At 40.7% G+C, this 23,677-nt stretch carries 23 protein-coding genes; 1 reads left to right on the top strand and 22 read right to left on the bottom strand.

Annotated elements, in window-relative coordinates:
* Nucleotides 1-11: 11 nt before the first annotated feature.
* From ACE198_RS10555 to ACE198_RS10505, 11 genes are all read right to left on the bottom strand, one after another.
* Complete coding sequence (locus tag ACE198_RS10555) at nucleotides 12-1,040, bottom strand: alpha-ketoacid dehydrogenase subunit beta (RefSeq protein ID WP_375375524.1); 1,029 nt, start codon at nucleotides 1,038-1,040, stop codon at nucleotides 12-14.
* Nucleotides 1,041-1,156: 116 nt separating this feature from the next.
* Nucleotides 1,157-2,149: a thiamine pyrophosphate-dependent dehydrogenase E1 component subunit alpha gene (locus tag ACE198_RS10550; protein ID WP_375375523.1), complete on the bottom strand. Its 993-nt coding sequence runs from the start codon at nucleotides 2,147-2,149 to the stop codon at nucleotides 1,157-1,159.
* 264 nt (nucleotides 2,150-2,413) lie between these two features.
* The gene (locus ACE198_RS10545; protein ID WP_375375522.1) at nucleotides 2,414-3,154 is read right to left on the bottom strand and encodes a GTP pyrophosphokinase; all 741 of its coding nucleotides are present in this window, start codon (nucleotides 3,152-3,154) and stop codon (nucleotides 2,414-2,416) included.
* A gap of 103 nt (nucleotides 3,155-3,257) precedes the next feature.
* Nucleotides 3,258-3,713, bottom strand: a complete 456-nt coding sequence (locus ACE198_RS10540) for a CBS domain-containing protein (protein WP_098571789.1) — start codon at nucleotides 3,711-3,713, stop codon at nucleotides 3,258-3,260.
* Between the two features lie 224 nt (nucleotides 3,714-3,937).
* The gene (locus ACE198_RS10535) at nucleotides 3,938-4,432 is read right to left on the bottom strand and encodes a MarR family winged helix-turn-helix transcriptional regulator (protein ID WP_375375521.1); all 495 of its coding nucleotides are present in this window, start codon (nucleotides 4,430-4,432) and stop codon (nucleotides 3,938-3,940) included.
* Between the two features lie 155 nt (nucleotides 4,433-4,587).
* Nucleotides 4,588-5,469 carry an ABC transporter permease gene (locus tag ACE198_RS10530; protein ID WP_098571787.1) on the bottom strand — a complete coding sequence of 294 codons (882 nt, stop codon included), beginning with the start codon at nucleotides 5,467-5,469 and terminating at the stop codon, nucleotides 4,588-4,590.
* Nucleotides 5,456-6,232: an ABC transporter ATP-binding protein gene (locus tag ACE198_RS10525; RefSeq protein ID WP_375375520.1), complete on the bottom strand. Its 777-nt coding sequence runs from the start codon at nucleotides 6,230-6,232 to the stop codon at nucleotides 5,456-5,458. The genes ACE198_RS10530 and ACE198_RS10525 overlap by 14 nt, the downstream gene beginning before the upstream one ends.
* Nucleotides 6,233-6,251: 19 nt before the next feature.
* Complete coding sequence (locus ACE198_RS10520) at nucleotides 6,252-7,307, bottom strand: ABC transporter substrate-binding protein (protein ID WP_375375519.1); 1,056 nt, start codon at nucleotides 7,305-7,307, stop codon at nucleotides 6,252-6,254.
* 14 nt (nucleotides 7,308-7,321) lie between these two features.
* Nucleotides 7,322-8,359: a Nif3-like dinuclear metal center hexameric protein gene (locus ACE198_RS10515; RefSeq protein WP_375375518.1), complete on the bottom strand. Its 1,038-nt coding sequence runs from the start codon at nucleotides 8,357-8,359 to the stop codon at nucleotides 7,322-7,324.
* 144 nt (nucleotides 8,360-8,503) lie between these two features.
* A complete protein-coding gene (locus tag ACE198_RS10510; RefSeq protein WP_375375517.1) occupies nucleotides 8,504-8,857 on the bottom strand; it encodes a Na-translocating system protein MpsC family protein in 354 nt (117 codons plus the stop codon).
* A gap of 385 nt (nucleotides 8,858-9,242) precedes the next feature.
* Complete coding sequence (locus ACE198_RS10505) at nucleotides 9,243-10,211, bottom strand: MBL fold metallo-hydrolase (RefSeq protein ID WP_375375516.1); 969 nt, start codon at nucleotides 10,209-10,211, stop codon at nucleotides 9,243-9,245.
* Between the two features lie 248 nt (nucleotides 10,212-10,459).
* Between ACE198_RS10505 and ACE198_RS10500 the strand changes: the two genes are divergently transcribed.
* A complete protein-coding gene (locus ACE198_RS10500; RefSeq protein ID WP_375375515.1) occupies nucleotides 10,460-10,840 on the top strand; it encodes a MazG nucleotide pyrophosphohydrolase domain-containing protein in 381 nt (126 codons plus the stop codon).
* Between the two features lie 131 nt (nucleotides 10,841-10,971).
* On the opposite strand, the gene ACE198_RS10495 is transcribed toward ACE198_RS10500, so the two are convergent.
* The 11 genes from ACE198_RS10495 to ACE198_RS10445 all read right to left on the bottom strand — a co-directional run bounded on the left by ACE198_RS10495 (nucleotide 10,972) and on the right by ACE198_RS10445 (nucleotide 23,518).
* Complete coding sequence (locus tag ACE198_RS10495) at nucleotides 10,972-11,436, bottom strand: HD domain-containing protein (RefSeq protein WP_375375514.1); 465 nt, start codon at nucleotides 11,434-11,436, stop codon at nucleotides 10,972-10,974.
* A gap of 435 nt (nucleotides 11,437-11,871) precedes the next feature.
* Complete coding sequence (locus tag ACE198_RS10490; RefSeq protein WP_375375513.1) at nucleotides 11,872-12,894, bottom strand: dipeptidase; 1,023 nt, start codon at nucleotides 12,892-12,894, stop codon at nucleotides 11,872-11,874.
* A gap of 218 nt (nucleotides 12,895-13,112) precedes the next feature.
* Complete coding sequence (locus ACE198_RS10485) at nucleotides 13,113-14,693, bottom strand: hydantoinase/oxoprolinase N-terminal domain-containing protein (protein ID WP_375375512.1); 1,581 nt, start codon at nucleotides 14,691-14,693, stop codon at nucleotides 13,113-13,115.
* Nucleotides 14,693-15,787, bottom strand: a complete 1,095-nt coding sequence (locus ACE198_RS10480; RefSeq protein ID WP_088088353.1) for an S-methyl thiohydantoin desulfurase family protein — start codon at nucleotides 15,785-15,787, stop codon at nucleotides 14,693-14,695. Before ACE198_RS10480 ends, ACE198_RS10485 begins: the two co-directional genes overlap by 1 nt.
* 32 nt (nucleotides 15,788-15,819) lie before the next feature.
* Nucleotides 15,820-17,136, bottom strand: a complete 1,317-nt coding sequence (locus tag ACE198_RS10475) for a purine-cytosine permease family protein (RefSeq protein ID WP_375375511.1) — start codon at nucleotides 17,134-17,136, stop codon at nucleotides 15,820-15,822.
* 159 nt (nucleotides 17,137-17,295) lie between these two features.
* Nucleotides 17,296-18,018 carry an aspartate/glutamate racemase family protein gene (locus ACE198_RS10470; RefSeq protein ID WP_375375510.1) on the bottom strand — a complete coding sequence of 241 codons (723 nt, stop codon included), beginning with the start codon at nucleotides 18,016-18,018 and terminating at the stop codon, nucleotides 17,296-17,298.
* 56 nt (nucleotides 18,019-18,074) lie between these two features.
* Nucleotides 18,075-19,661: a hydantoinase/oxoprolinase N-terminal domain-containing protein gene (locus ACE198_RS10465; RefSeq protein WP_375375509.1), complete on the bottom strand. Its 1,587-nt coding sequence runs from the start codon at nucleotides 19,659-19,661 to the stop codon at nucleotides 18,075-18,077.
* Nucleotides 19,645-20,751, bottom strand: coding sequence for a DUF917 domain-containing protein (locus ACE198_RS10460; RefSeq protein WP_375375508.1), 1,107 nt, complete (start codon nucleotides 20,749-20,751; stop codon nucleotides 19,645-19,647). The genes ACE198_RS10465 and ACE198_RS10460 overlap by 17 nt, the downstream gene beginning before the upstream one ends.
* Nucleotides 20,752-20,975: 224 nt before the next feature.
* Nucleotides 20,976-22,715 (bottom strand): sigma-54 interaction domain-containing protein, encoded by a 1,740-nt coding sequence (locus ACE198_RS10455; protein ID WP_375375507.1) that lies wholly within the window; start codon nucleotides 22,713-22,715, stop codon nucleotides 20,976-20,978.
* A gap of 492 nt (nucleotides 22,716-23,207) precedes the next feature.
* Nucleotides 23,208-23,351, bottom strand: coding sequence for a hypothetical protein (locus tag ACE198_RS10450; protein WP_375375615.1), 144 nt, complete (start codon nucleotides 23,349-23,351; stop codon nucleotides 23,208-23,210).
* Complete coding sequence (locus tag ACE198_RS10445; RefSeq protein WP_375375506.1) at nucleotides 23,330-23,518, bottom strand: hypothetical protein; 189 nt, start codon at nucleotides 23,516-23,518, stop codon at nucleotides 23,330-23,332. The genes ACE198_RS10450 and ACE198_RS10445 overlap by 22 nt, the downstream gene beginning before the upstream one ends.
* Nucleotides 23,519-23,677 lie beyond the last annotated feature (159 nt).

Below are 23,677 nucleotides of genomic sequence, written 5' to 3'. Positions count from 1 at the left end.
CGCTCTCTGATTTATACTTCTAGGGGTGCACCTACTAGTTCTGTTGCCACTTTAACTACTGTTTCTGCTTTAGGCAGATAAATATCCTCGAGCACCGGTGAGAAAGGTACAGGCGTGTGCGGTGCCGTAATTCGTTTAATTGGGGCATCAAGTGTATCGAACCCTTTATCGGCAACTAGTGCTGCAATATCCGTAGCAATACTGCATCTTGGATTGGCTTCATCAATAACGATTAAACGGTTGGTTTTTGCTACAGACGAAAGAATCGTTTCTTCATCCATCGGTGACAGGCTGCGTGGATCAACGACTTCCACTTCAATTCCCTTCGCTGAAAGTTGCTCAGCAGCTTCCAATGCAGTATGTACCATTTTGCCAACCGCTACAATGGTTACATCTGACCCTTCCCGCTTGATATCTGCTTTACCAATCGGAATCGTATAATAACCTTCTGGAACATCGCCTGTCATATTATAGAGTGTTTTATCCTCAAAAAAGATGACAGGATCGTTATCTTCGATCGCTGCGAGTAACAATCCCTTTGCTTCATAAGGTGTGGAAGGGACAACCACTTTTACACCTGGAATCGCAGTAAACAGAGCATATAAACTTTGGGAGTGCTGGGCAGCCGCTCTAAATCCGGCACCATGCATGGTTCGAATGGTAACTGGAACCTGGGCCTTGCCCCCAAACATATAGCGAAACTTAGCTCCTTGATTTAATACTTCATCTAAACAGCTTCCAATAAAGTCGTTAAACATTAATTCAGCAATTGGCCTTAAACCGGTTGAGGCCGCCGCCATCGCTGCTCCCATATAACCTGCTTCTGTAATTGGGGTATCCAAAATTCTTTCCCGTCCAAACTCCTGAACAAGTCCTTTCGTGACCCCTAGAACTCCTCCCCATGCATCTTCGTCCTGCAAGTGATCCACTTCAGCCCCGCCAGCCACGTCTTCACCTAATAAAATGACATTTTCATCCTTACGCATTGCAAGTTTCATAGCCTCATTAATCGCTGCTGACATACTCAATTTCCTTGCCATAATCGAATTCCTCCTTTTAATTAGTCAATAAATAAAATGACTAAATTCTAAATTTATTAATCGGGGCTGCTCCTATAAGCCGTCCATTTTGAATCACCATTTCAGGGTTCTCCATTTTAATAAGACACATAAACATCGGTTAACAACTCAGAAGGACTTGGGTACGGGCTCTCTTCACTGAACTTCACAGCTTGATTTACCGCTTCTTCAACTGAGTTTTCTAATTTGGTTAATTCATTTTCAGCTAACAGCCCCTGGCTTAGCAAGTGATTTCTAAAAAGTAGAATGGCATCTTTATCCGTTTTATGCTCGACCTTTTCTTGGTCGGTTTTGTATTTTTGGGCATCTCCTTCGAAATGGCCATAATTTCGATATGTCACACATTCAATTAGTGTTGGACCTTCGCCGCGGCGTGCCCTCGCAACAGCTTCTTCTGCTGCTTGGTAGACTGCGAGAACATCTTTTCCATCTACCTTAATACCTGGGATATTATATCCAATCGCCCGATCAACAATGGATTTACAGCTTGACGCATAGGTAAATGGAGTAGCCTCAGCATAGCCGTTATTTTCGGCAACAAAAACGACTGGAAGATTCCAAATAGCAGCAAGATTAATTCCTTCATGGAAAGTCCCGTGGTTTTGGGCGCCATCTCCAAAGAAACAAACGCTTACATCCTCAGTTTTCTTATACTTAGCTGTTAAAGCAGAACCGCATGCGAGAGGAAAGCCACCGCCGACAATTCCATTCGCACCCAGCATCCCTTTATCAAGGTCGGCAATATGCATAGATCCGCCCTTTCCTTTGCATAAACCAGTTACTTTCCCGTAAATTTCCGCCATCATCCCATTTAAATCACAGCCTTTGGCAATACAATGACCGTGTCCGCGATGGGTACTTGTTATACTATCTTTATCAGTTAAATGGGCACAAACACCCACAGCAACGGCTTCTTCTCCTGCGTATAAATGAACAAATCCTGGCAAGATTCCCTGTGCAAATAACTCATGGACACTGTCCTCAAAGTTTCGGATTTCTAGCATTTTTTGATACATCCATTGTGCTTTTTCCTTTGTTAAAGCTACATCTTTACTATCCATCGTTCTCATTTTTTCAGCCTCCCTGGAAAAATTCATTACAACTTTATTAAAGCAAGAACCGTGCCAAAAAACGGAAGCCATATTCTCAATGTCTTAACGAAAATTCAGGTATAAAAAAAGAGACAAAACGAAACAACTGTCTTGTTTTGTCTCTTTTTGATTACTTTCCAGGTGGCTACTAAAATTAATTTTCCATAAAGGTTTTTTAAATTTGTTTCATTTATTTAAATTACCTAATTCGCTTGAAAAGGGCTGCCATATCTGGCCGCCCGCTTAGTTTTCTTCCTCTTTAAAGATAGACTTTATTAAAGTTTGAGGGATATTCAGTGTTTCATCGAAAAAAATGGGAACATCTTCTCCATCTCCCCTCTTTTTGAGGGTAGTTACTTCATTATTTATCTTCTCCATTTTGAAATCCAACTCAGAAGCTGAAAGTGCTGCTTCTTTTAAATCATTTTTTATCCTCTCTGGTATTTCCTTGTCATATTTATAGTATATTTTATGTTCCAGACTTGCCCAAAAATCCATGGCAATTGTACGTATTTGCAGCTCCACGAACACCATTTCTACTTTGTCTGACATAAAAACAGGGATTTTAATAATTAGATGGAGACTTTGATAACCGTTCGGTTTCGGATTCTTTATATAATCCTTCCTTTTAACTAACTCTACATCCTGTTGATTTTCAATGATCTGACTTATTTTATAGACATCCGTGATAAAGGGGCAAACAATCCGAATCCCTGCAATGTCTTTAATATTCTCTTTAATGGATTCCAAAGAAAAACTAAGGTTTTTCGCATGCATCTTCTTTAGAATACTCTCCGGTGATTTTAGCCTCGAATTTGTATGTTCAATTGGGTTATATTCATGAATGTGAATAAATTCTTCTTTTAAAATATTTATTTTTGTATTCATTTCATCCAATCCAAATTTATACATTAATGAAAACCGTATTAATTCGTTCTTCATATTCCTTAACTTAATCATTTGCTGTTGGGCTAACTCTTCCATTAATATAATGTCTCCTTTATACAAAACTGATCAATTAGTAAATAGATATACGGTTCCAATCTCTCTTATCTTAGACCCTTTGTTTTATTTTGCCAAAACGATCCTAAATAATAGCTTTAAATGAATGCCGAATGACATCCCCTCGGCTAATGATCCCAACTAACACTCCGTTTCGTTCTACCGGCAGCTTTTTAATTTGCCTTTTTCCTAAGAGGGCTGCAATATTTTCTATTTCTTCATTCCATGAAACTTTGAGAACTTTTCTTTTAGCAATTTCAAGAACATTCTTTTTTAGCACTCTTTTTACTCTTTCAAAGAATTCCTCATCATCCCCCTGGATCGTAAAGCTATAGGAAAAAGGATCAAAAAATCGATCTTCATGCTTTCCAATATATCGCAGGATATCACCATCACTTACATACCCAACAATTTCGTTTCTGTCATTAACCACAGGAAGTCCGCTGATACCATACGTAATGAATTTCTCGATGACCGATCGCACTGAATCGTTTTCCTTTACTTTATAGACTTGTTGAATCATGATCTCATATGCTTTCATTATTTATTCTCCTATGCAAAGTTTAGTGAATTATTTCACATTAACCCGTAAATAGTTGGCCTTTCATTACCGTGGATTTATTACCTTCATTCCTTTAGAATACCCTATATTAAAAAACTACCGAAAGAGATTAGTTTGAACCGTAGAATTATTACGGCACCTAACTATCAGAATAGACGGCCCCATAATACTTCTTACCATGCAGCCCATATCCAAGAGATTCCTTATGTCGGGAAAATATTGTGTTTTTTTGCCTCATGTAAACCATCTTTAATTTTTACTAGCAAATTCACCAAGAGTTGTTGTTCTTCTTCAGTTGTCTTTGAGAAAATCTTTGTCACATGGTTACTATATAAGGGCGATAATGTGTTCAAAACACTGCATCCTTTTTCAGTTAAATAAATGGCTGTTTTTCTCCGGTCATCGAGAATATCCCTTCTAATAAAACCATCCTTTTCCAGACCATCTAGTAAACCCGTCATCGTGGACCTGGTAACTCCTATTTCATCAGCTAACTCTGAAGGGTTTAGAGGACGTTCATGGTTTAGAACTGATAGTAGAACTTTTAATTTTCCATTAGACAATCCGAAATACGATAACTTGGAAGTCACCTCATATTCCAACTCTCTTGCCACTCCCAATAGTTGAATCAATACTTCAAAGTGACGATCCCCAATAAAAGGGTTCATTGTTAGATTTGGATTGATATTCTTGTTCAATCGATCACCCCTACATAATAGTAAGCCACCTAATTATAAGGTGGCTTATTATTCATTGTCAACGCGTTATTATGGTAGCAACAGGTAAAAAGTGTAGGTTTACTCAGAAAATTCTCATTGAAGATAAGTATACATCTACCGCTTTTTATCTTTGCTTAATCAAAATGGTAGATTTTCTGCAATTTTTTGCCGGCCATATTTACTAACCAATACATCACGACGGAAAGAATAGCCAGGATGGTGATACTGGTCATCACTAGATTCATTTGGAATACTTGACCTCCGTAAGTAATGAGGAAGCCTAAGCCTGCTTTGGAGGAAAGGAATTCACCCATAATTACACCTACAAGAGTTAGCCCGACATTCACTTTCATCGTCGCCACAAAATTGGGGATGCTGGCTGGAAGAACGACCATCTTCAGCATTTGCCAGCGCGTAGCACCGAATGACTCCATCAGCTTCGTTTTGCCTTTCGAGATCTCCTGGAAACCGGAGTGGACCATAATAACGGTAACGATAATGGAGATAGCAATCGCCATTCCATAGATGGATAGCTGGTCCCCGAGCCAGATGTAGAAAATAGGACCAAGCGCCACTTTCGGTAAAGCATTTAGCACGACAATATAAGGCTCGACCACTTCGGAAAGAAAACGGGAACTCCAAAGCAGGATGGCTAGTAGCGTACCTATCACCATAGATACGATGAAACCTAAGATGGTTTCTTTCGTGGTAATCCACGTGTGATGCAAGATTTCGCCTTTGATTAACAATTCATTAAACGAAGCAAAAATTTGGGAAGGTTTACTTGTTAACATAGTATCAATCCAACTCATGTTTGCCGCTAATTCCCAAACTCCTAAAAACACGAAGAGTACTAGCCATTGTGCCAAGCGAATCGATAGGTTGCGATTCCGCTGCTTGCGTAAATAGGATGAATATTGAACGCTGGGCAATTTTTCGTTTGGTGCCCTCTGAATGAAAGGTTCCGCTGCGACATCGCTTGAGGCAGTCATTATTTTAGGATTAGGTACGGACATTTTCTTCCAACTCCCTCCAAATGGTATTAAAGTACGTATGGTATTCCTGGGTCTCCCTCGTATGAAATGGAGAAGGCCTTCCGTGTTCATTTGCAAATTCAATTCGATAGTCGGATTGAATGGTACTTGGTCTTCTGGACATCACGATGACTCGGTCGGCCATCGAGATAGCCTCAGAGATATCATGGGTGACTAAGATAGCCGTTTTCCCTTGCTCGCGCAGGATGGAGGAAATTTCATCCGATAAATTCAAACGAGTTTGATAGTCTAACGCAGAAAATGGTTCGTCCAATAACAGGATCTCCGGCATGACAACTAAGGTTCGTATTAAGGCAACTCGTTGCCGCATTCCCCCAGAAAGCTGTTTTGGACTGTGATGGACAAATTCTCCTAAACCATAACGGTGCAAGAGATCCAAGGCACGTTCCTTCGCTTCTTTTCGATCCATTCCGCGGATTTCAGCCCCAACAAGGACATTGTTCAAAATATCCCTCCATTCAAATAAGTGGTCATGCTGCAACATATACCCGATTCGCTTGGACGGCTCCTTCACTTTTTCACCGAAAAGCCGGACCTCTCCTTCTGTCGGTATAATCATCCCCGAGATGAGGGAAAGCAAAGTGCTTTTCCCACAGCCGCTCGGACCAACAATGCTGATGAACTCTCCCTCCTGGATCGAGAGATTGATATGTTGCAGAGCCTTCGTCTCCTCTTTTGGTGTAAAGTAATGCAAGGATACATCCTGCAATTCGATTTGCGTCATTACTTTCAGCCCCTTCCCCTTAATTTCCTTCTTGTACGGCTTTCTCTGCAAAGGTTGTCTCAACTATATCTCCATGCTTGACCTGTTGATCTGACGGCAGTACCCCGCTTTCAACCAGTGTGTCCTGGAGTTTATCCAATTGTGCCTGGTCCAAAACAGGGTTCTTTGCCCATGAATTTTGCTTGGCATATCGTTCCACTGATTTTTGGATTAACTCTTTGGATGTTCCTTCGAAATATGGCTCAAGTGCGGCAGCTGCTTCCTCAGCAGAATGTTCATTCAGCCATAGGGTAGCCTTGTAAACGGCATTCGACCACTTTTGTAAAGTTTCAGGATTCTTCTTCATAAATTCATTTGTTGCTACATACGATGTTTCCGGATAGGACCCGTATGCTTCCCCCATGGATGCGACTAGTTTAGCCTTGCCTGATTGCTCGAGCATAGAGGCGAGGGGCTCGAATACTTGAATGTATTCCCCTTTACCGCTTTCGAAGGCACCGACCATGGCAGGGGAAGCAATATTGGTGATTAGTTTTGACTTCCCGACTTGATTCTTCTTAAGTACTTGAGACATCACCATTTCCGGCGAACTTCCCGGCCTCCAGCTCACCACAGCTTGGCCATTTAAATCGCTCCATTGAAACGGACTCTTAGGGTTTCGTGCCAATAAGAAGGAACCGTCCGTTGCCGTCAGCTGATAAAACACCTTTAAGGACTGTTTCCCGTGCTGATTAAAGATAAACACAGCCGACTCAGGACCCACCAGCGAAACATCTGCCGTTCCTGACAGTAAGGCTGCCGCCCCTTTGTCTGAGCCTTGGGAAGTTGTCATATCAACTTCTAGACCCTCGTCACGGAAAAACCCTTTCTCTATGGCAATATAATGGGGGGCATAAAAGATGGAACGGATGACCTCTGAAAAACGAACCTGTGTAAGTTTATCCCCATTTTGTTTAGGGACAGTACCCTCTTTTGAGCTTGTGGTTTGTGCGGAATTCCCACAACCAGTTAACATTAACGAGAGTGCGGTAAAACAGGCCATCATGACTCCTGTGATTTTTTTCTTTTTGTTCATCGGTTAATTCCCCCTTAAATTTTGATTGATTTCTTAGAAATCAAATAATTTAATGCCATATCCTTTCCATAATTCTGAATCTCCTGATGTCCTGCGCAAGCAAGTGGCATGGCAGTAACCCGCTCTCGCAGAACATAAATCTCGATTTCAGGCAACAAATATTCCAGGGCATATGCAAGAGGTAGGCCATTTTCTAAGATTTCCACGGAGTGTGGATTTCCGATTATAAAGGTCAGCCCCAGGCGTTTCGCTTCCAAGACCAACGGATGATCTTCTCGTACTCGACTGATGCTTGCGATGATCGTATCGGTTTCCGGATACAGGTCAAGTGCTTGGTGAAGATGTTCGACGGTAAACCCGGTATGTGGGAAAAAGTGAAGGATATGCTTGACAGGAGTGTCCTCCTTTCCATTCAGAATCCCAGCTGGATTGGCTAATGTCGCCTCTTCCAGAAAATCGGTGGAGCGGATTTCTTGTTCGGATTTTAATAAAGTGGAATCAAACTGGCGTCCGATGTATCCATCGAGCCTCCTCAGGATATCTCCTGCTGTTTGGATTCCTTCCAAGGCAATTCCTTTGTGCAAGACATTCCCATGAAGTCCTCCAAAGCTAGTATCCGTTTTGAGCTTCTGATGTCCATGCAGATAGGCTAATCCGGGATGCAGTCCATGAAAGGCTTCATGCAGTTCAATGACGGATAGATTGTAAAGGGGTAAGTACTGGGCAAAGGGAACTCCGCCAGAGTTGGCCGCATCCGCAACCGGATGATGGACCACCAGTAGATCAAGCCCCATCCCGGACGCTAATTCAATTCCACATTCCGTCATGGTCATGGCCACTCCAATTTTTTTTACTGGAGCATTCATATCGCCATAAACAAGTCCTGGGATTTCTACAACGCTTTTTCCTGGAATATTGGACGTCTTCATCAATACAAATGGATTGCTTCCTTTGGCAATTTCATTCCAATCCATTACCATTCGCCCTTTGGTAATGACATTCAAGGCTTGCAACACATCATGGATGATACACTCATTCTGCATATTTATCATTTTCTTCCCTCCTAAAACATTTATAAAAAAATAAAAACCGCTTACCATGAAAACACACCAAAGCAATAAGCTTTAGTTCGTTTCATGATAAGCGGTTTGAAAGCCTCTTAAAAAATGGGCCCTAAACCTGCTCATCGTTCTGATTTATTCGATCGGTTCCTTAAAGATAATAACCGTCAACGCCTGCTCGGTACGTGGATCATAGTCCTTAAAGATAACCTGAATTGGAAGACTTAGAGTTTCTTCGATCTTAGAAGCTAGGATTTCTTTGTAAGCCTCGATGATCGAAGAATCGACGGCTCTTGTCAATAATCGCTGTGTTTCATCCAATACTTTTAAAGCGGGGATCCGTTTATGCTGTGCATAAATAAATACCTTGTCCCCCACTAATTCAATCCGCTGTGATTTGATCCCGATTCCAAACAGCTCTTGATTCACCGTGTTGTAGATTTTGATAATTTCAAGTTTCAGTTGGTTAGCGGAGAGCTGCAGCTTCATCCTTTCACCTCTATTTACGTTTGCTATGTATCATAGTAAGTTTGTACATATCCATAATATACATTGATTAAAAACTATTGTCAATATTCTTAATATTAAAATATTTTTATGTTTTTCTTCCTTATTATTTCCAATTAATAGGACATAGGGGTCAGTACCCTGGTGAAGTAAAGTCCATCCATATAATATCGGGGCTAAAGGAATATTTATTTAAATTAGATCTTTTTCCATTTTAACGTATTTTTCTTCACAACAAAAAAAGCTGACTCTTTAAGACAGCCGTATCATCTAGAAAGGAACCCTCAGATGAACAAGTAATTGATTTCCGTTTCTATCTATATTCAGATTATTATAAAGTCTTAGTATAATTGCCGCGGTAAGCCCCTTAAATCCTCCACCACCGCTTGGTCGGAAAATCTTTTGAAGTAATCACGACCGTTTCCCCTATTTTAGGTGTTGAAATATTGACCTCGTGTTTTAATGCCGCTTCTGTTACTCTTTCCACCGGATCTGTCCACGCATGAAAGGCAAGTGTAAACGCACCCCAATGAACTGGAATTAACAACCGTCCTCCAAGATCCAAATGAGCTTGAACCGTCTCTTCTGGAATCATATGAATACTGGACCATCGCTCGTCGTATTGCCCGCATTCTAACAAAGTTAAATCAAAGGGACCATATTTTTCGCCAATTTCTTTAAAGTGAGGACCATATCCGCTGTCTCCACTGAAATAAATCTTCGTCTCCCGGCCTGCAATGACCCAAGAGCACCACATGGTAGAATCACGGTCAAATAATCCCCTTCCTGAGAAATGTCTTGCCGGTGTACAAGCCAGCGTGAGTCCTTTGAATTCTAACTCATCCCACCAAGCTTTTTCGGTAATTTTTTCTGAAGGAACGCCCCATTTAATCAAATGCTGACGAACACCGAGCGGTACAAAAAACCGCGATGTTTTATCCTTTAATTTACGAATGGATTGGTAATCTAAATGATCATAATGATCGTGGGAAATAATGATTGCATCAAGTGTCGGAAAATCCTCCAGTTGCACAGAAAGATTATTTTTGTATCTCTTGGTACCTGCCCACGACACAGGTGAAGGACGAGGACCGAACATGGGATCAAATAAAAGCCTCTTGCCTTCTATTTCGAGAAAAAAAGCCGAGTGGCCAAACCAAGTGACCCGAGGTGCATCAGAGATTGAAGGGGTCTCTGATGGCAGGAATGTTTCCGCATCGATGACAGCCTTGGGTCTCCGATTCGCAGCTGGTATGACAGAATCTCTCAGCATGCTGATCATCGACTTCCATCCCATTGTCATAGTTGTCGGTAATTGATTTTCGTATTTTTTCATTTATTGGGTTTCTCCTGCTCTAGAGTAGATCTTACATCCATTAATTATATTATATGTGTTTACTTTTTGTATCTAAATTACTCATCGATCATTTAGGATTTAACCAGATTCTAAATTAAAACTTCATGTAAAAAAAATGACAGATGTCATCTATTTCGAGAGATTTCTAATTTGACCAACTCTTAATTAATAATATATCTTAGGACTTAGGAAATCTTAAGATAATAAACTTTTAATGAGGTGCAGCAGTGAAAGAATTACAGAAATTCGCAAAAGGATATCATGAAGAAATGAACTGGGAAATTAATAAAGATAATTATGAGAGAACTCGTGCTTCACTTTTAAATAACTATATGCTGTTAACAACAGAAGTAGCGGAAGTTGCTGAAGAACTTCGAAAAGCTTTTAATTTGACAAATAGTCACATATCAAAAGGCAGGGATGAAAAAGAGGCATTTAATTTAGCTAAAGAATCTATCAAAGAGGATTTAGGTAAAGAATTTGCTGATTGCTTAGCCTATATTATTAAAATGGCAAATTACTTTGAAATTGATTTAGAAGAAAGCTTTTATTCAAAAATGGATGAAGTAAAAAACCGAAAAAATAAAGATGTCGGGTTAGTAAGGTAAGGATGTAGCTTGATTACAAATGTTCACCAATATTGAAAAAAAAATAACCGAAAGAGACTTCTTTCGGTTAAATATAGGTTCATCTTCAGTTCACTTAGTAGAATGAGCGTAATTTCATCATTTGAAGGGAACTATAGAGACCCAAACAAATGGATTACTTCCAACTCCAATTCCCGTATCAGTGTAAATTCTTCTTTTCTAGGTGCTAATTCTTTTACAATACTTGCATAATACCAATGCTGATCTTTCATGCCATGGTTAAAACGCTCCCATACCATCTCGCCAATCATTTTACGGTCTTCCTTGATGGATTGTAGATTATGCAATTTATCCGCAGTAATGACTTGTATTTCTTCTATAGATAGATTTTTTAACATATCAATGGTATGTTGTTTTCTTACACGCCAAGGGAGGGTTTTATCAGGTTCCGAAGCTGCTCTGACCAAATTCGCAATATGCTCACCAAATTGCTCTACTAATGTTTCATAATTTGTATCGGTATCTTCAAGGGTATCATGAAGAATACCTGCAGCAATGACCGAATCCGAACAGTTCTCCTTTTGTAAAAATCCCCACGGCAAAAGGATGAGAGACATATGGGATATCTGTTGCTTTTCTCGTCTGATTTCGATGGGCTACTGCTGCAAAATTTATTGCTTTTTGAATGATGTTCATCTTTATTTCCCCCCAGTATAACGGATTTGATGATATTAAAGTTTATTTTATACTGATTCCTCATCAGCATCAGCCCTTACAGCTCTTTGAATTCTGTTAGATTAATTCCACTCACCATTTCTGAGTAAGAATTTATAGGGCAATATATTCCCTACAATATTCAATTTTGTCTAGTCATTGCTATATGCTGGTTTAGTTATAGAAAATTACTTGGAACTGCTGCACTTCTTCCAATATCTGTAGTTATAATATTAGGATGTCCCCTTACCGGTAAAAACCTCATAGTAACGTTGAAATTGTTTGGTAATAGATGATTGCCATCAAGTACCGTTCTAAAGGGGGTCAGGCACTAGTTTTTAAAAGATTCTTAAAAAATTGCCTCCTATTATTTTTTGCAGCTCTTCTTCCTTGTAGCCCCTATTAATCAAGCCTTCTATTAATTTCGGTAAGCGTTGATGGCCGTCTATTACGTCAAAGGGTTTTCGCGGCATACTGGCTAAATCGTCTGCGTCCATATATTTGAAGAAATCATCGCACAAATCGAGCCCGATCCCAACATGATCAATCCCGATTAACTGCACTATATGGTCAATGTGCTTAATAAATTGTTCCAACGTACTATTTTCGTCTTCCACTGCAACAATGATGCTTACCGCATTGACTCCAATCACACCGCCTTTTGATGCAATAGCTTTCATCTGCTCATCGGTTAAATTACGCATCGTATTCGAAAGAACCCGTGAGTTCGAGTGTGATGCAATGATCGGCTTTTTTGACATTTCGATCACATCCCAAAATCCTTCATCATTCAAATGGGAAACATCAATCGTCATTCCAAGCTTTTCGGCCTCTTCAATTACCTTCACTCCAAAGTGGGTTATTCCACCCTTTGTCCCTTCGTCTATCGGACTGAAATGGCTACCATCTCCCACCGCGTTTCTTCTGCTCCAAACCAAGCCAAGGTTTCGGACACCCAATTCATAGAATACTCTTAATAATCTTAAATCAGTTCCAATTGGTTCCGCTCCTTCAAGGGATAATAAGAAACCAATTTTCCCTGATTGCTGTGCCAGAATCATATCGTCTCTATTTTTGCAAATCATCATTTTATCCGGGGACTCCTGTACTTCTTCGTACAATGCACTCACCTGATTGAGCGCTTTTCGCAGACCCATCTCGGGTAAAAATCCGCTGTCGATAAAAATGGCCGCGATAATGATATTGACCCCGCCTTGATTAAAACGCGGCCAGTAATCTGTTTCAATCACCTTCCTTCTGCCTTTTTCCCTTTGGATAGCCACATCCATTAAAAGATCAAAGTGGGCATCAATAATCAATGTTTTATTTTTGATTTCCTCTATGTATGTTTCTATACTCATATTCTCTTCCTCCAATATTTGATAATCATCAGTATTAGAAAAAGCTCTAGATTGGACTAGAGCCTTTTTATATTATCGATAGCTGTCTAGCTCCAGCGCCCAGCCCCTCGAAGTCAAATACCCTCCGCCCAAAAAGTCAAAGAGCGACTTGACTTTCCTGGTAGAGATGATTTGTCGGGGCTTAACAGGGCGCTTGCGCTTTTCTTATCCAGTTTGTACTATACCAGTTCATTCATTTCAACTTGTGCTAAATCACCTGCTGCTTTAACACGGATACGGGTCGCGTTTCCTGGCATGTATGCAAGCGGAACATCCTCTATATCGACAATGACCAGGCTATCGGGATCTGCACCAGCATTAATCGCTTCTGACATCGCTTTTTCCTTGGCATGCTCCAGCGCCTTTTCCCGGCTGATTTCTGCTAGGGCATAAACCTTTTCAATTTGTCCGCTAACCTGGGCGATCGCCGCCCCGATGGCATTTGCCACTCCTGAATGGTGAGGGCGAATTACCTCTGAAGCTCCTTTTAATTCTTCTGGCAGTAAAATGCTGCCGCCGCCAACGAGGATGACCGGTACAGGTGTTGAGCTGGTTTTCATTTTATCAATTGCTTCTTCGACGAGCTCTACCATTTTATCATAGACTCGATTTAATAATTCCTTATCAAGATGGGCCACTTTTGAAGGATCACCAAGATCGACTTTTCCAAGGGCTACTGCAACATCCGTTGTAGTTAGTGTGTCTCCTCCAAAAATCAGGCTTTTTTCTGGCAGGCGGTACCCGACACTGTCTGGTCCAACCGTGAATTCGCCATTGTCCTGGATGCGAATGATTGTCCCTCCCCCAAGGCCGATGGAAATAAGGTCAGGCATCCGGAAGTTGGTCCGCGCTCCGCCTATCTCTACTGCCAATGAGGATTCCCTTGGGAAAGATTGAACGAGTACGCCAATATCGGAAGTTGTTCCTCCAACGTCCACCACAATCGCATCGGAGAAATCAGTTAAATAAGATGCTCCTCGCAAAGAATTCGTTGGTCCGCAGGCAATCGTGAAGATGGGGTATTTAACCGCATATTCTACCGACATTAATGTTCCATCGTTTTGTCCGAAGAAGACTCTCGCCTCAATCCCTTCGTTTTTCAGTGCATTGATGAATCCGTCCGCTGCAGTTTTAGCGACCTTGACAACAGCAGCATTGAGGATCGTCGCATTTTCTCTTTCCAGCAATCCTACCGAGCCGATCTCTGATGATAAAGAAACAGATACGTCGTCCCCAAGTACTTCTTTCAGTATTTCACTTGCCCTCTGTTCATGTTTTTGCGATACAGGAGAAAAGACTGAAGTGATGGCGATAGAATCCACTTCCCCTTTGATTTCTTCGGCGATTTGATATAAATGCTCTTCATCTAAAGAGACAATCTCCCGCCCATCGAATTCATGCCCTCCTCGAATAAGATATACATACTTTCCAAGTGCCACGCGGAGGTCCTCCGGTACACCAATCAGTGGTTTGACGGCCAATGTAGCCGGGGCACCAATGCGAATCGCTGCAATTTTATTCAATCTTTTCCTCTCAACGATAGCGTTTGTGCAATGGGTGGTCCCTAGCATTGCATATTTGATTTGTTCACGAGGAACATTCGCATCGTTGATTATTTTTTTCATGGCTGTATAAATGCCTGTTGCTACATCTTCAGTGGTCGGTGATTTTGTTTCCGAAATCACCTTATTGTTCTGATCCAATAGGACCGCGTCTGTATGGGTTCCACCTACGTCAATTCCAATACGATATACGCCCATTATTTTGTCACTCCTTTTTTCGCAAGTTCTTCTACAGGAATATAATCAACATCGTAGCCAAAGTATTTAGGACCAACTACTTCAATGCCCTTTTCCGTTCTCCACTTTGGATGGCAAGGCATTCCAATTACGACGCATCTAGCGCCATATCTGATGCCTTCTGTCGTGATCGGAAGGCCAGTTTCCGCGTCAAGCACAGCAATTAAATCCGGTGTGACGCAAAGGAGGCGCTGTTCGGTCTGGGCAAGCAAATGCTCATTTTGGAAACGGACCTCGAGCGTTTCACCCTTATATTCATTGATTCCCTCGAATGTCGCGACTCCTCTTGCAAAACCGGTTTCAGTTTTCCGGTTAATATCACTGACTTTGCCCCGGAACAATTCAAACCCTTCTGCCTTTTTGAGAACTTCTTTGATCGGGTCTGCATTGTTTTGCTTTGCAAGCCTGATGGCTTTGCCGATTTCTTCTTCCAGCTTTAAGATATTGCTAATTCCGCTTTCCTTTACAATCTTGCCTGTCATCGGATAGATGGCAATCATGGCTGAACCGCCCATTTCAATTGTAGCTGCGCGGGCAATCCTCTCTGTCCAAACATTATTAATCGTTGACAGCAATGAAGTGTTCCCTTTTTCATCAGCAAGGACCATAGGTGTAGCGGCGACTCCATCCAAATAGAAAGTGACCATTTGCAATTCCGGGAACGCTCTGCCCATTCCATCTACATCGACAACAGGTAAACCTAATTTTGCTGCAAGGGCCAATGGAAGCATTGAATTGAGTCCACCCGCCTCAATTGGCATCGTTGCGAAGATCTTTTTTCCTAAATAGGCTTCAAGGTTTTTGAAAGCAGCAGCTGCTTCCTCACCGCTTGGGGCTTTTTCAAGCATGACAGTCGGTGCTCCCATCATCGCAGAAGGCACAACTAAAGCGTCATCTGGCACTTCATCCACATCCAATAAGGTGATCTCCCCGTATTCTTCAATCGCCTGCAATGCCATTAACTTGCCGATGTATGGGTCTCCTCCTCCGCCAGTACCAAGTAAGGCTGCGCCAACCGCAATATCTTCGATTTCCTGTTTGCCCAGTTTTCTCATTATTTAAAAACCTCCAATAATACGTAAGTTTATTATGCAACTTTTCCCTTTAGCTCTTTTTTACCCTGAAATGCTTTCACCGTTAACACACCAAAGTAATAGACGATACCGCTTATTAAAAGTGAATTGATTGATGGGATGCCAACTGTAATAAAATAACCGCCTCCAAAACCTGCCGCCCAAGCCACTAATGTAATTGGATTTATTTTTTCAGGCTCTGCTGGCAAGGTTCCTTTCTCCCTGCTTTCATCAAGTGCTTTACGATACGTTTTTAACACGAAGTAATCAACCACCATGATCCCTGCAATTGGTGGAATCATAATTCCCAGTAAAACAAGAAAGTCGACAAACCGATCAAGAATCCCCATTATGGATAGAACTGTTCCGATTACCCCGATCACAAGTGTCACAATTGCACGATTCACTTTGACCTTAAATAACGAATCGATGATATTCGTAAAACCTAAAGAAGAAGAGTATAAATTCAAGTTATTGATTTTAACTGTTGAAAAAACAACTACAGCGGCTCCAAGCCAACCGGATGTTTGCAACATGATACTGACAACATCACTCGTTTTTGCAGCATGGGCCATCAACACAGCAACCATGCCGACACCCATCTCACCAACTATGGTACCAATCGTGGTCATCCAAAAAACATCTTTCCCGTTTCGTGCAAACCGACTGAAATCAGGAGTGATGACTGCACCAATCATGAACCCTCCGGCCACCATTGTTGCACCTACTCCAAGTGAAAGCACCTCTCCTGGTGGTGGAGTTCCTATTAAACTCATAACCGAATAATCACTTAGAACTTGATAGATTCCGAATCCTACTACCAATAGAAAGGCAGGAACGGCAATTTTCGCTGTCATGCTTAACAGCTTGAATCCAAAGATAACCAATACCGTTACGCCCATGCCAGTTAACGCAGCGGCAACGGGAAGAATCAATTTACCATCGGTTGCCTGGACTAATCCATTGGCAAAGACTGAATTTTGCACCCCAAACCAGCCTATCGTACAAATGGCAATAACTATGCCGATAATAGTGGAGCCATATCGGCCGAATCCAGTCCACCGCGATAATAAACTCGTAGAAAGACCCTCACGTGCTCCCGCATAACCGATAAGAAAACTGATAACCTGTAAAATAACACTTCCAAAGAACATGGCCCAAAACGCCTGCCAGAAAGTCATACCGTATCCCAATGCAGCACCCAGCAAAAATTGAGACAAGGTGGCAAGAGCTCCTACACGGACAAGCATGATGTCCCACATTGGCAATCGCGCTGATTTCGGAACCCTGGACAGCGAGTAATCGTCTCCTAATTTCTTTGTATCTTCCATAAATTCAACCCCTTTAATTTATTATTTACTCCCCTGACTGTGGTTTCACAAAAAAGGATTTTGCCCTATTCATGGAAAGCCATAATCCCCGCTCAACTTTCGGAACGTTCTGTTAATTCATTTTACAGGAGTGTACTTGTTGTTTATTTTCAATCCCAATTATGCTTTTATTCTCTGTTTTGAGGGTGGTGTCATGTATGTCAGACGGCTTTGTTTTACTCCCATTGTGATCAAGCTTTCCAACAGTCGTGTTGCCGCGAATACTGGGTCAATGACCGGAACATCATACCCGTTTTGTTTTAGGCGTTTCTGAAGTTCTGCTGCAACACCCATGAATCCTGTACAGCCTAATACTAAGGCGTGGGCGCCATCTTGCTCGATTGCTTTGATCATTTCCTCGTACAATTCTCTTTTTAACCGATCCTTATCGTGAACTTCCAATACAGGAATATTTACATATCGGACGGATGCTAAATTACCGTTGACCCCTAATGTTTTGCTAATGTTTTCAATCATAGGGACTACATTCGGCAGCACTGTCACGACAGAAAATGATTTAGCCAATGAGCTTGCGAACAGCATCGAGGATTCACAAGCACCAACAACCGGAATGTCCAGAATTTCTCTTGCCGGCTTTACTCCAGGGTCACCGAAACAGTCACTGATGACACCGTCGTATCCGTCTTCCTCAGCCTCCTTAGCTTTTTCCAGAAAATTAGGTACACACAGTGCTTCATCATATTCGCTTTCAACAGATGCAGGCCCATAATCAAGGCTGGTCACTCCAACTTCAGTTGTTTCAGATGCATAATATTTAACTTCTTCCAGAATTTCCTCATTAAAAATATCTGATGTGATTGGCATGATTACTTTGATTTTCATTTACTTACACTCCTTTTAATTTGTGGAATTTTCCGAATATTTATCCCGCAAAAAAATTAAACGACCCTATCACCTCCTTCAGAAATAAACTCCAATTCTCCTACAGCCTTCAAACGGATTCTCAAAACCTCTCCTTTCATATAATCAAAGGGGAACTCTTCTATAGATACCAGCTCAATGCTCTCTCTTTTTGCTCCTTTCAGAAACAGTTGTTGAACCAGTTGTTCCCTTTCCTCATCGATTATTTCCTGTTTCGTCTTGTCTCTCAGCCAGAACACTTTATCCACCTGGGCACTAAGAGGTGCGAAACAGGCGCCAACTGCATTGCAAATATGAAAGCCAGCGGGATGGAAAACTTTTTGGTATTTTTCAAATAACCTATTCACAAGTAATGAACTTCCTCCGCCAACTAAAACAACCGGAAGGGCTTCATTACTCTGCTTGAGTCTGGATATCTTTTTCTTGATTTCACCCGTCACTGTTTTAATCACTTTTTGACAGTCATCCTCTGACAGTTTATCTAATCCCTTTAATGTTATTTTTTCATCTAAAAAGGAATCTGGATAAATTTTAAGGAAAGAATCGGTTAATGTCCAAGTGTCACCGCCCCATGATATCCCCTGCTGTTCAATATCGCTGGCAATCGTTTCTTTTATTTGAACTGATTCTTCTTCAATTGAAATGAGACTGCCTCCTCCATAAGGAAGGGAATACATTTTTGGAACCCGCATATTTACATCTATATCCAAAATAGATGTCGAACCTATAGAAACTTCCGGCTGCCCGTTCTGGATCTTTCCAATATCAATCGTACTTCCACCAACATCGACGACGATACAGCGGTCCAAGCCGCTCAAGATACTGGCCCCTCTGATACTGTTGGTGACCCCGGACCCAATTGTTAAAATGGGGTAATCAATCGCTTCCTGGATTTCCATAAGTGAGCCATCATTTTGAGTTAACCAACATGGACATTCTAATGATAGTTTCTTAAATAATGTCGATAAATCAATCATTGCCTGGCGGATCACCTTGGATATTATTGCATTTAAAAGTGTGGCATTTTCTCTTTCTATGAATCCGGTACTTCCAATTTCATGAGACATTGTGATAGGTATCTCAGGAAAAGAATCTTTAATGCGGTCGCGAATTTCCCGTTCTTCACTTTCATATAACGGGGAATAGGCTCCCACAATACAGATTGACTCAATACCGTATTTTTTTATATCATGGTACAATTGCTCGATTTCATCTGGATTTGGCGTTGATTGTCCTTTTATTTTGCCAGTGTAATCATAAGAACTTTTAAAGTGATAAACCTTTGAAATATATTTCTTTAAATTTTCGGGCCAAAGTAAAGCTGGTTCAATTAACGAAGGCTTTTTCGTGATACGGATAAGCGCCGTTTTAGAAAGATTGACAGGATGATATAGTGCGTTAAGCACATGAGTTGTACCTAAGAAAATACCTTTTATTTGGTCTGGCGGGATGTTTGCTTCTTTTAACACTTCTTTCGCAGCCAACTCAATTCCAGAAATAATATCATTCGTTGTTAAGTGCTTCGACCAGGAAAGAAGCTTGCCATCATTCCTGACAATCACTGCATCTGTATTTGTTCCTCCCACATCAATTCCCAGTTTCATGATCTAATTCTCCAGGCAGGGGTTTATAGGATATGGTTAAATCAAAGTTTTGTGGACCCACGAGCTCAAGCATTTCTTTTGTTCGAAGAATGGTTGGAGCTGGTAGCGCGAAAATAATAACGGAATGACCCGCCTGGATCTCGGAAACATTGTATGGGAATAAATTTTCCTCATTCAAAACAAGGATGAGATCAGGCGTTGTACAAATATACTGATCCTCTTTTATAGAAATAAACTCATTCTTGAATTCTATTTCAATTCTTTTATTTGAAAAAACGGATAGCCCATCTATTACGAGCTTTCCAATTAATGATCCTTTTTCAAACCACCGATTAACCTCAGAAACCACACCACTGATGATTTCCAGAGGTTTTCCATAAATTGAGTTTTCGAACACCCTGTGCATCTCTTCAATTTTTCGGCTTATTTGTGTATTTTTTTTGACGGCAGTTCCTAACCGATGAATTAAATTTAATGATCCTGGAACCATAGATGTTTTCATTTTTCTTCCAGTAGCAGCGTAACAAAGGAAATGGGCATACCCTCCATTTCTCACAATAAATTCTTTTGCCAATTCTGCTATGTTATCTATATCCTCCAAACCATCAATTAAAGTGCTTTCATCATGTGTTTGCAGGACGAATGGTGATAAAGGAATATCCGAGAGATGAAAGGTTGTCATAGATATCTCAGGAAAAGCCCTTCCCATTCCATCTCCGTCCACAACAGGCAAGTTTTTCATGACCGCAGTTACTAAAGGAGTCAGGGCATTCACGCCGCCAATTTCTATAGGGATAAGTGCATCGACTTTTGTTTGACTGGTCGATTCATAAACATCAAGGACTTGGACTCCCTCTTGGCCGCTGGGGATGTTTTCATCATATAAAATGGTAGAACCCATAATGCCGACCGCAACAATCCATTCTTCCTCTATATCAGTAATGGACTTTACGGTTATTGAGTCCTTATTCGTCATGATCGACATTAATAAACTCTGTATCGTCTTGGTATCACCACCTCCGCCACAAGATAAGATTTTTGCTCCTAATGCCAATAGTGGTATATCCTGCTTTTTAATTTGCCAAGACATAGGTTGTTGCTCCTTTCTTTTTATAATGCAAGAAGTGTGCCAAAAAAAAGAAATCCCCATCAAGCCCGGGGTGGATGGGAATGACAAGATTTAATTTACGTGAATTATGAGAATTTTAAAATAATGAGAAAGCCAAAAATAACCGATAAGAACCGGTAATCATATCTTTTCTCATATTTTCTCAATTTATCTCATATTTTCTCAATTTTCTCAACTAGTGTTGATTATTTAATATTGAATTTGCTAATTCTTCTATATAAAGTAGGCAAGCTGATATTCATGTGTTTCGCAACCTTCTTTTTACTAGGAGTATCCCTGCCATACTGATCCAATAATTCAATGATCAAATCTTTTTCTTCCACATGGGTATTCCTTTTACCTGAAACAGCAAGGCTATCAACCTGTTCAATTTTTGTGCCATTAACATATAAATCGCTTAAATATTTGGGCAGGCTTTCCATGGTTACCAGATCACCAATCTCTAATTGGACAAAATGGTGGACTACATTTTGCAGTTCTCTGATATTCCCTGGCCATTGATAACTAAGGAGGATTTCATATACATCGTTAGAAAGTCTCTTCAGTGAGCGGAATAGCTCCCTGGAGAATTTTTTCAAAAAGTGTTCAACGAGGAGCGGAATATCCTCTCTTCTTTCTCTTAATGGTGGAATCGTAATGGGAATGACATTTAGCCGGTAGTATAAATCCTCTCTGAATTCGCCCTTTGCTACAAGCTCTTCAAGATTGCGATGAGTGGCAGTTATAATTCGGACATCAACGGGAGTGCTTTTCGTATCTCCAACCCGCTCAATTTTCCTCTCCTGGACAACCCTCAGCAGTTTTGCCTGCAAATGGAGCGACAGGTCTCCAATTTCATCAAGAAAGATCGTCCCGCCATTGGCCATTTCGAATCTGCCTGGTTTGTCTCCACTTGAACCAGTAAAAGCTCCTTTAACATGTCCAAAAAGCTCGCTTTCCAACAATGATTCAGGAATGGCAGCACAATTCAATGCAATGAACGAACCATCTCTTCGATTGCTTGCCTGATGGATCGCTTGTGCGAAAACTTCCTTCCCAGTCCCGCTCTCCCCTCTCAGTAAAATGGAGGTATCACTGGGTGCCACTCGTTTGGCAATGTCAACAACCGTTTGAATGGAGTCACTCGTTCCTTTCACATCTTTAAACGTGTAGAGGACTCTTTGTTCAGTCATTTTCTTTTTTGAATCATGGATAGATGTCAACTTGATAAGAAATGAAACGATTTCTCCATTTGCTAGAAGCGGTTTAACTTTCGCCATATGTTCTGCTTGTTTGCTTTCTAAAAAAGGAATAGATATTTTAAAATCCTGTTGGTTTTTGACATTCTTTATTTTCAACCAATCGGAAGCAGTCATTATTTCGTTGATGTTTTCGCCCAGTAAAACCGTCTTGCTTTTGTTAAACTCCTTGCTGACATTATTACTCAAGCTATGAATCGTTCCATCAAGGCCAACGATTAAAATGGGTTCTTGAATAAAAGAAAACAGGCCAATCATTTCTTCCAAAACCAAGCTGTTTTCCTTTTTCAAATCATCATTTTCAATTTTATTGCTGATCCATTCACAGCAAAAGTCAAGCTGGATTTCAATATTATCGAAGTTCTTATTCAGCCAGCCTGCCTGTCCATCCAGGGGAGTAACCAGTAAAACCCCTATTACTTTTTTGTGCTTAGTTATGGGCTTAATAATAGTGGTTTCAGCCAGGCAATCATTTTTCAGAGAACATACTTCACACGTACTGTGCTCTGCCTTATTACGAATGAATACATCTATACCGGTCTTTTTGATTTTACTAATGATCGGACACTTTAGTGGCAGTGACTTTTGGTCATCATCCTGCAACACTACTTCAACCCTAACAGGAAAGGATTGAAACAACTTGGTGATAGTCGAACTTATTTCTTGAATATTTACATCAGCAAACATTAGCGCCGCCACCTAATTTAAAAAAATTTATTTTTTTATTATATCAGACTTTTTTAGTAGGCTATATCATTACTGGATAATCCTCCATTTCTTCTGATGCATATAAAAAGCAGTTTGCTAGAAAGAGGGAATAGCGGAACCCACATGTCCTATTAAGACATACGGCTTACCAATATGTTTTGATTAATCAAGTCCTGGCTAATCTTTGGGCAGCAACCTCCTACGGATGGAGCTATCAATTGCTAATAATTCTTTCTTGAATACATTAAAGTAGCATCTACTTTTCAAGCCATACTCTTCTTAAGATTTCTCACTAAAAATACTCATCATAAAAAAAGCCTTCAAAAAAAAACGAACTCCTTTTAAAAGAAGTTCGTCTTAGTTTAAGAAATTTTCCCCATTTTAATGACTTTCCTAACCAACAATTTAAGGTACTATATTCTCAGTGACTTCATCAGGTACACAACTGGAACTATTTGGTAATAAAAAAGTTTAAGCGCAGTATAAAATCGCCCCAATAAGCGCTGATGAAGTAAAACTCAAATCAATGCCTCCAACGGCAGGTACGAGTGAACCGGTGAAAATGCTAGTGCTTGTGAACAACAATCCCACAATCAAACCAATAGTCCATGTAATAACAGCAGGAATGTTAAACCCGCTAGAGTACCAGTAGCTGCTTGACGGGGAAAATCTAAAGGTTTATAGAGCCCCTTCACTAAGTAATGTCCGACTAGATTGATTGCTAACCAAGGTGACACACCCACTATGATGATAATTACAAACCCGTATATAAAATGAAGCATATTGGATACATCCTGGACGCCTATAAATAATAAGAGAAATCCGATAATTGCCATTATTATCGTGGTAATTATCCGTTTATGCTTCCATCCCAGGCTCTCGAGAGAAAGTCCGGCACTGTATTAACACAAACCACCGTTCGGCAGGCTCCCAAATATTCC

Source organism: Neobacillus sp. KR4-4 (genome assembly GCF_042136325.1).
Taxonomy (GTDB): Bacteria; Bacillota; Bacilli; order Bacillales; family Cytobacillaceae; genus Neobacillus.
This window is presented reverse-complemented; position numbering and strand designations above follow the sequence as displayed.

Bases quoted from the DNA above. Each gene is read 5' to 3' on its own strand.
- ACE198_RS10540 (WP_098571789.1), bottom strand. From the start codon at position 3,713: ATGAAAGCATATGAGATCATGATTCAACAAGTCTATAAAGTAAAGGAA.
- ACE198_RS10480 (WP_088088353.1), bottom strand. From the start codon at position 15,787: ATGAGAAAACTGGGCAAACAGGAAATCGAAGATATTGCGGTTGGCGCA.
- ACE198_RS10510 (WP_375375517.1), bottom strand. From the start codon at position 8,857: ATGAAGCTGCAGCTCTCCGCTAACCAACTGAAACTTGAAATTATCAAA.
- ACE198_RS10495 (WP_375375514.1), bottom strand. From the start codon at position 11,436: ATGTCTCTCATCCTTTTGCCGTGGGGATTTTTACAAAAGGAGAACTGT.
- ACE198_RS10445 (WP_375375506.1), bottom strand. From the start codon at position 23,518: ATGCTTCATTTTATATACGGGTTTGTAATTATCATCATAGTGGGTGTG.
- ACE198_RS10465 (WP_375375509.1), bottom strand. From the start codon at position 19,661: ATGAAACTGGGAATTGATGTGGGAGGAACAAATACAGATGCAGTGATT.
- ACE198_RS10545 (WP_375375522.1), bottom strand. From the start codon at position 3,154: ATGGAAGAGTTAGCCCAACAGCAAATGATTAAGTTAAGGAATATGAAG.
- ACE198_RS10515 (WP_375375518.1), bottom strand. From the start codon at position 8,359: ATGATAAATATGCAGAATGAGTGTATCATCCATGATGTGTTGCAAGCC.
- ACE198_RS10475 (WP_375375511.1), bottom strand. From the start codon at position 17,136: ATGGAAGATACAAAGAAATTAGGAGACGATTACTCGCTGTCCAGGGTT.
- ACE198_RS10505 (WP_375375516.1), bottom strand. From the start codon at position 10,211: ATGAAAAAATACGAAAATCAATTACCGACAACTATGACAATGGGATGG.
- ACE198_RS10490 (WP_375375513.1), bottom strand. From the start codon at position 12,894: ATGAGTATAGAAACATACATAGAGGAAATCAAAAATAAAACATTGATT.
- ACE198_RS10485 (WP_375375512.1), bottom strand. From the start codon at position 14,693: ATGGGCGTATATCGTATTGGAATTGACGTAGGTGGAACCCATACAGAC.
- ACE198_RS10530 (WP_098571787.1), bottom strand. From the start codon at position 5,469: ATGTCCGTACCTAATCCTAAAATAATGACTGCCTCAAGCGATGTCGCA.
- ACE198_RS10520 (WP_375375519.1), bottom strand. From the start codon at position 7,307: ATGAACAAAAAGAAAAAAATCACAGGAGTCATGATGGCCTGTTTTACC.
- ACE198_RS10460 (WP_375375508.1), bottom strand. From the start codon at position 20,751: ATGTCTTGGCAAATTAAAAAGCAGGATATACCACTATTGGCATTAGGA.
- ACE198_RS10555 (WP_375375524.1), bottom strand. From the start codon at position 1,040: ATGGCAAGGAAATTGAGTATGTCAGCAGCGATTAATGAGGCTATGAAA.
- ACE198_RS10550 (WP_375375523.1), bottom strand. From the start codon at position 2,149: ATGAGAACGATGGATAGTAAAGATGTAGCTTTAACAAAGGAAAAAGCA.
- ACE198_RS10455 (WP_375375507.1), bottom strand. From the start codon at position 22,715: ATGTTTGCTGATGTAAATATTCAAGAAATAAGTTCGACTATCACCAAG.
- ACE198_RS10525 (WP_375375520.1), bottom strand. From the start codon at position 6,232: ATGACGCAAATCGAATTGCAGGATGTATCCTTGCATTACTTTACACCA.
- ACE198_RS10470 (WP_375375510.1), bottom strand. From the start codon at position 18,018: ATGAAAATCAAAGTAATCATGCCAATCACATCAGATATTTTTAATGAG.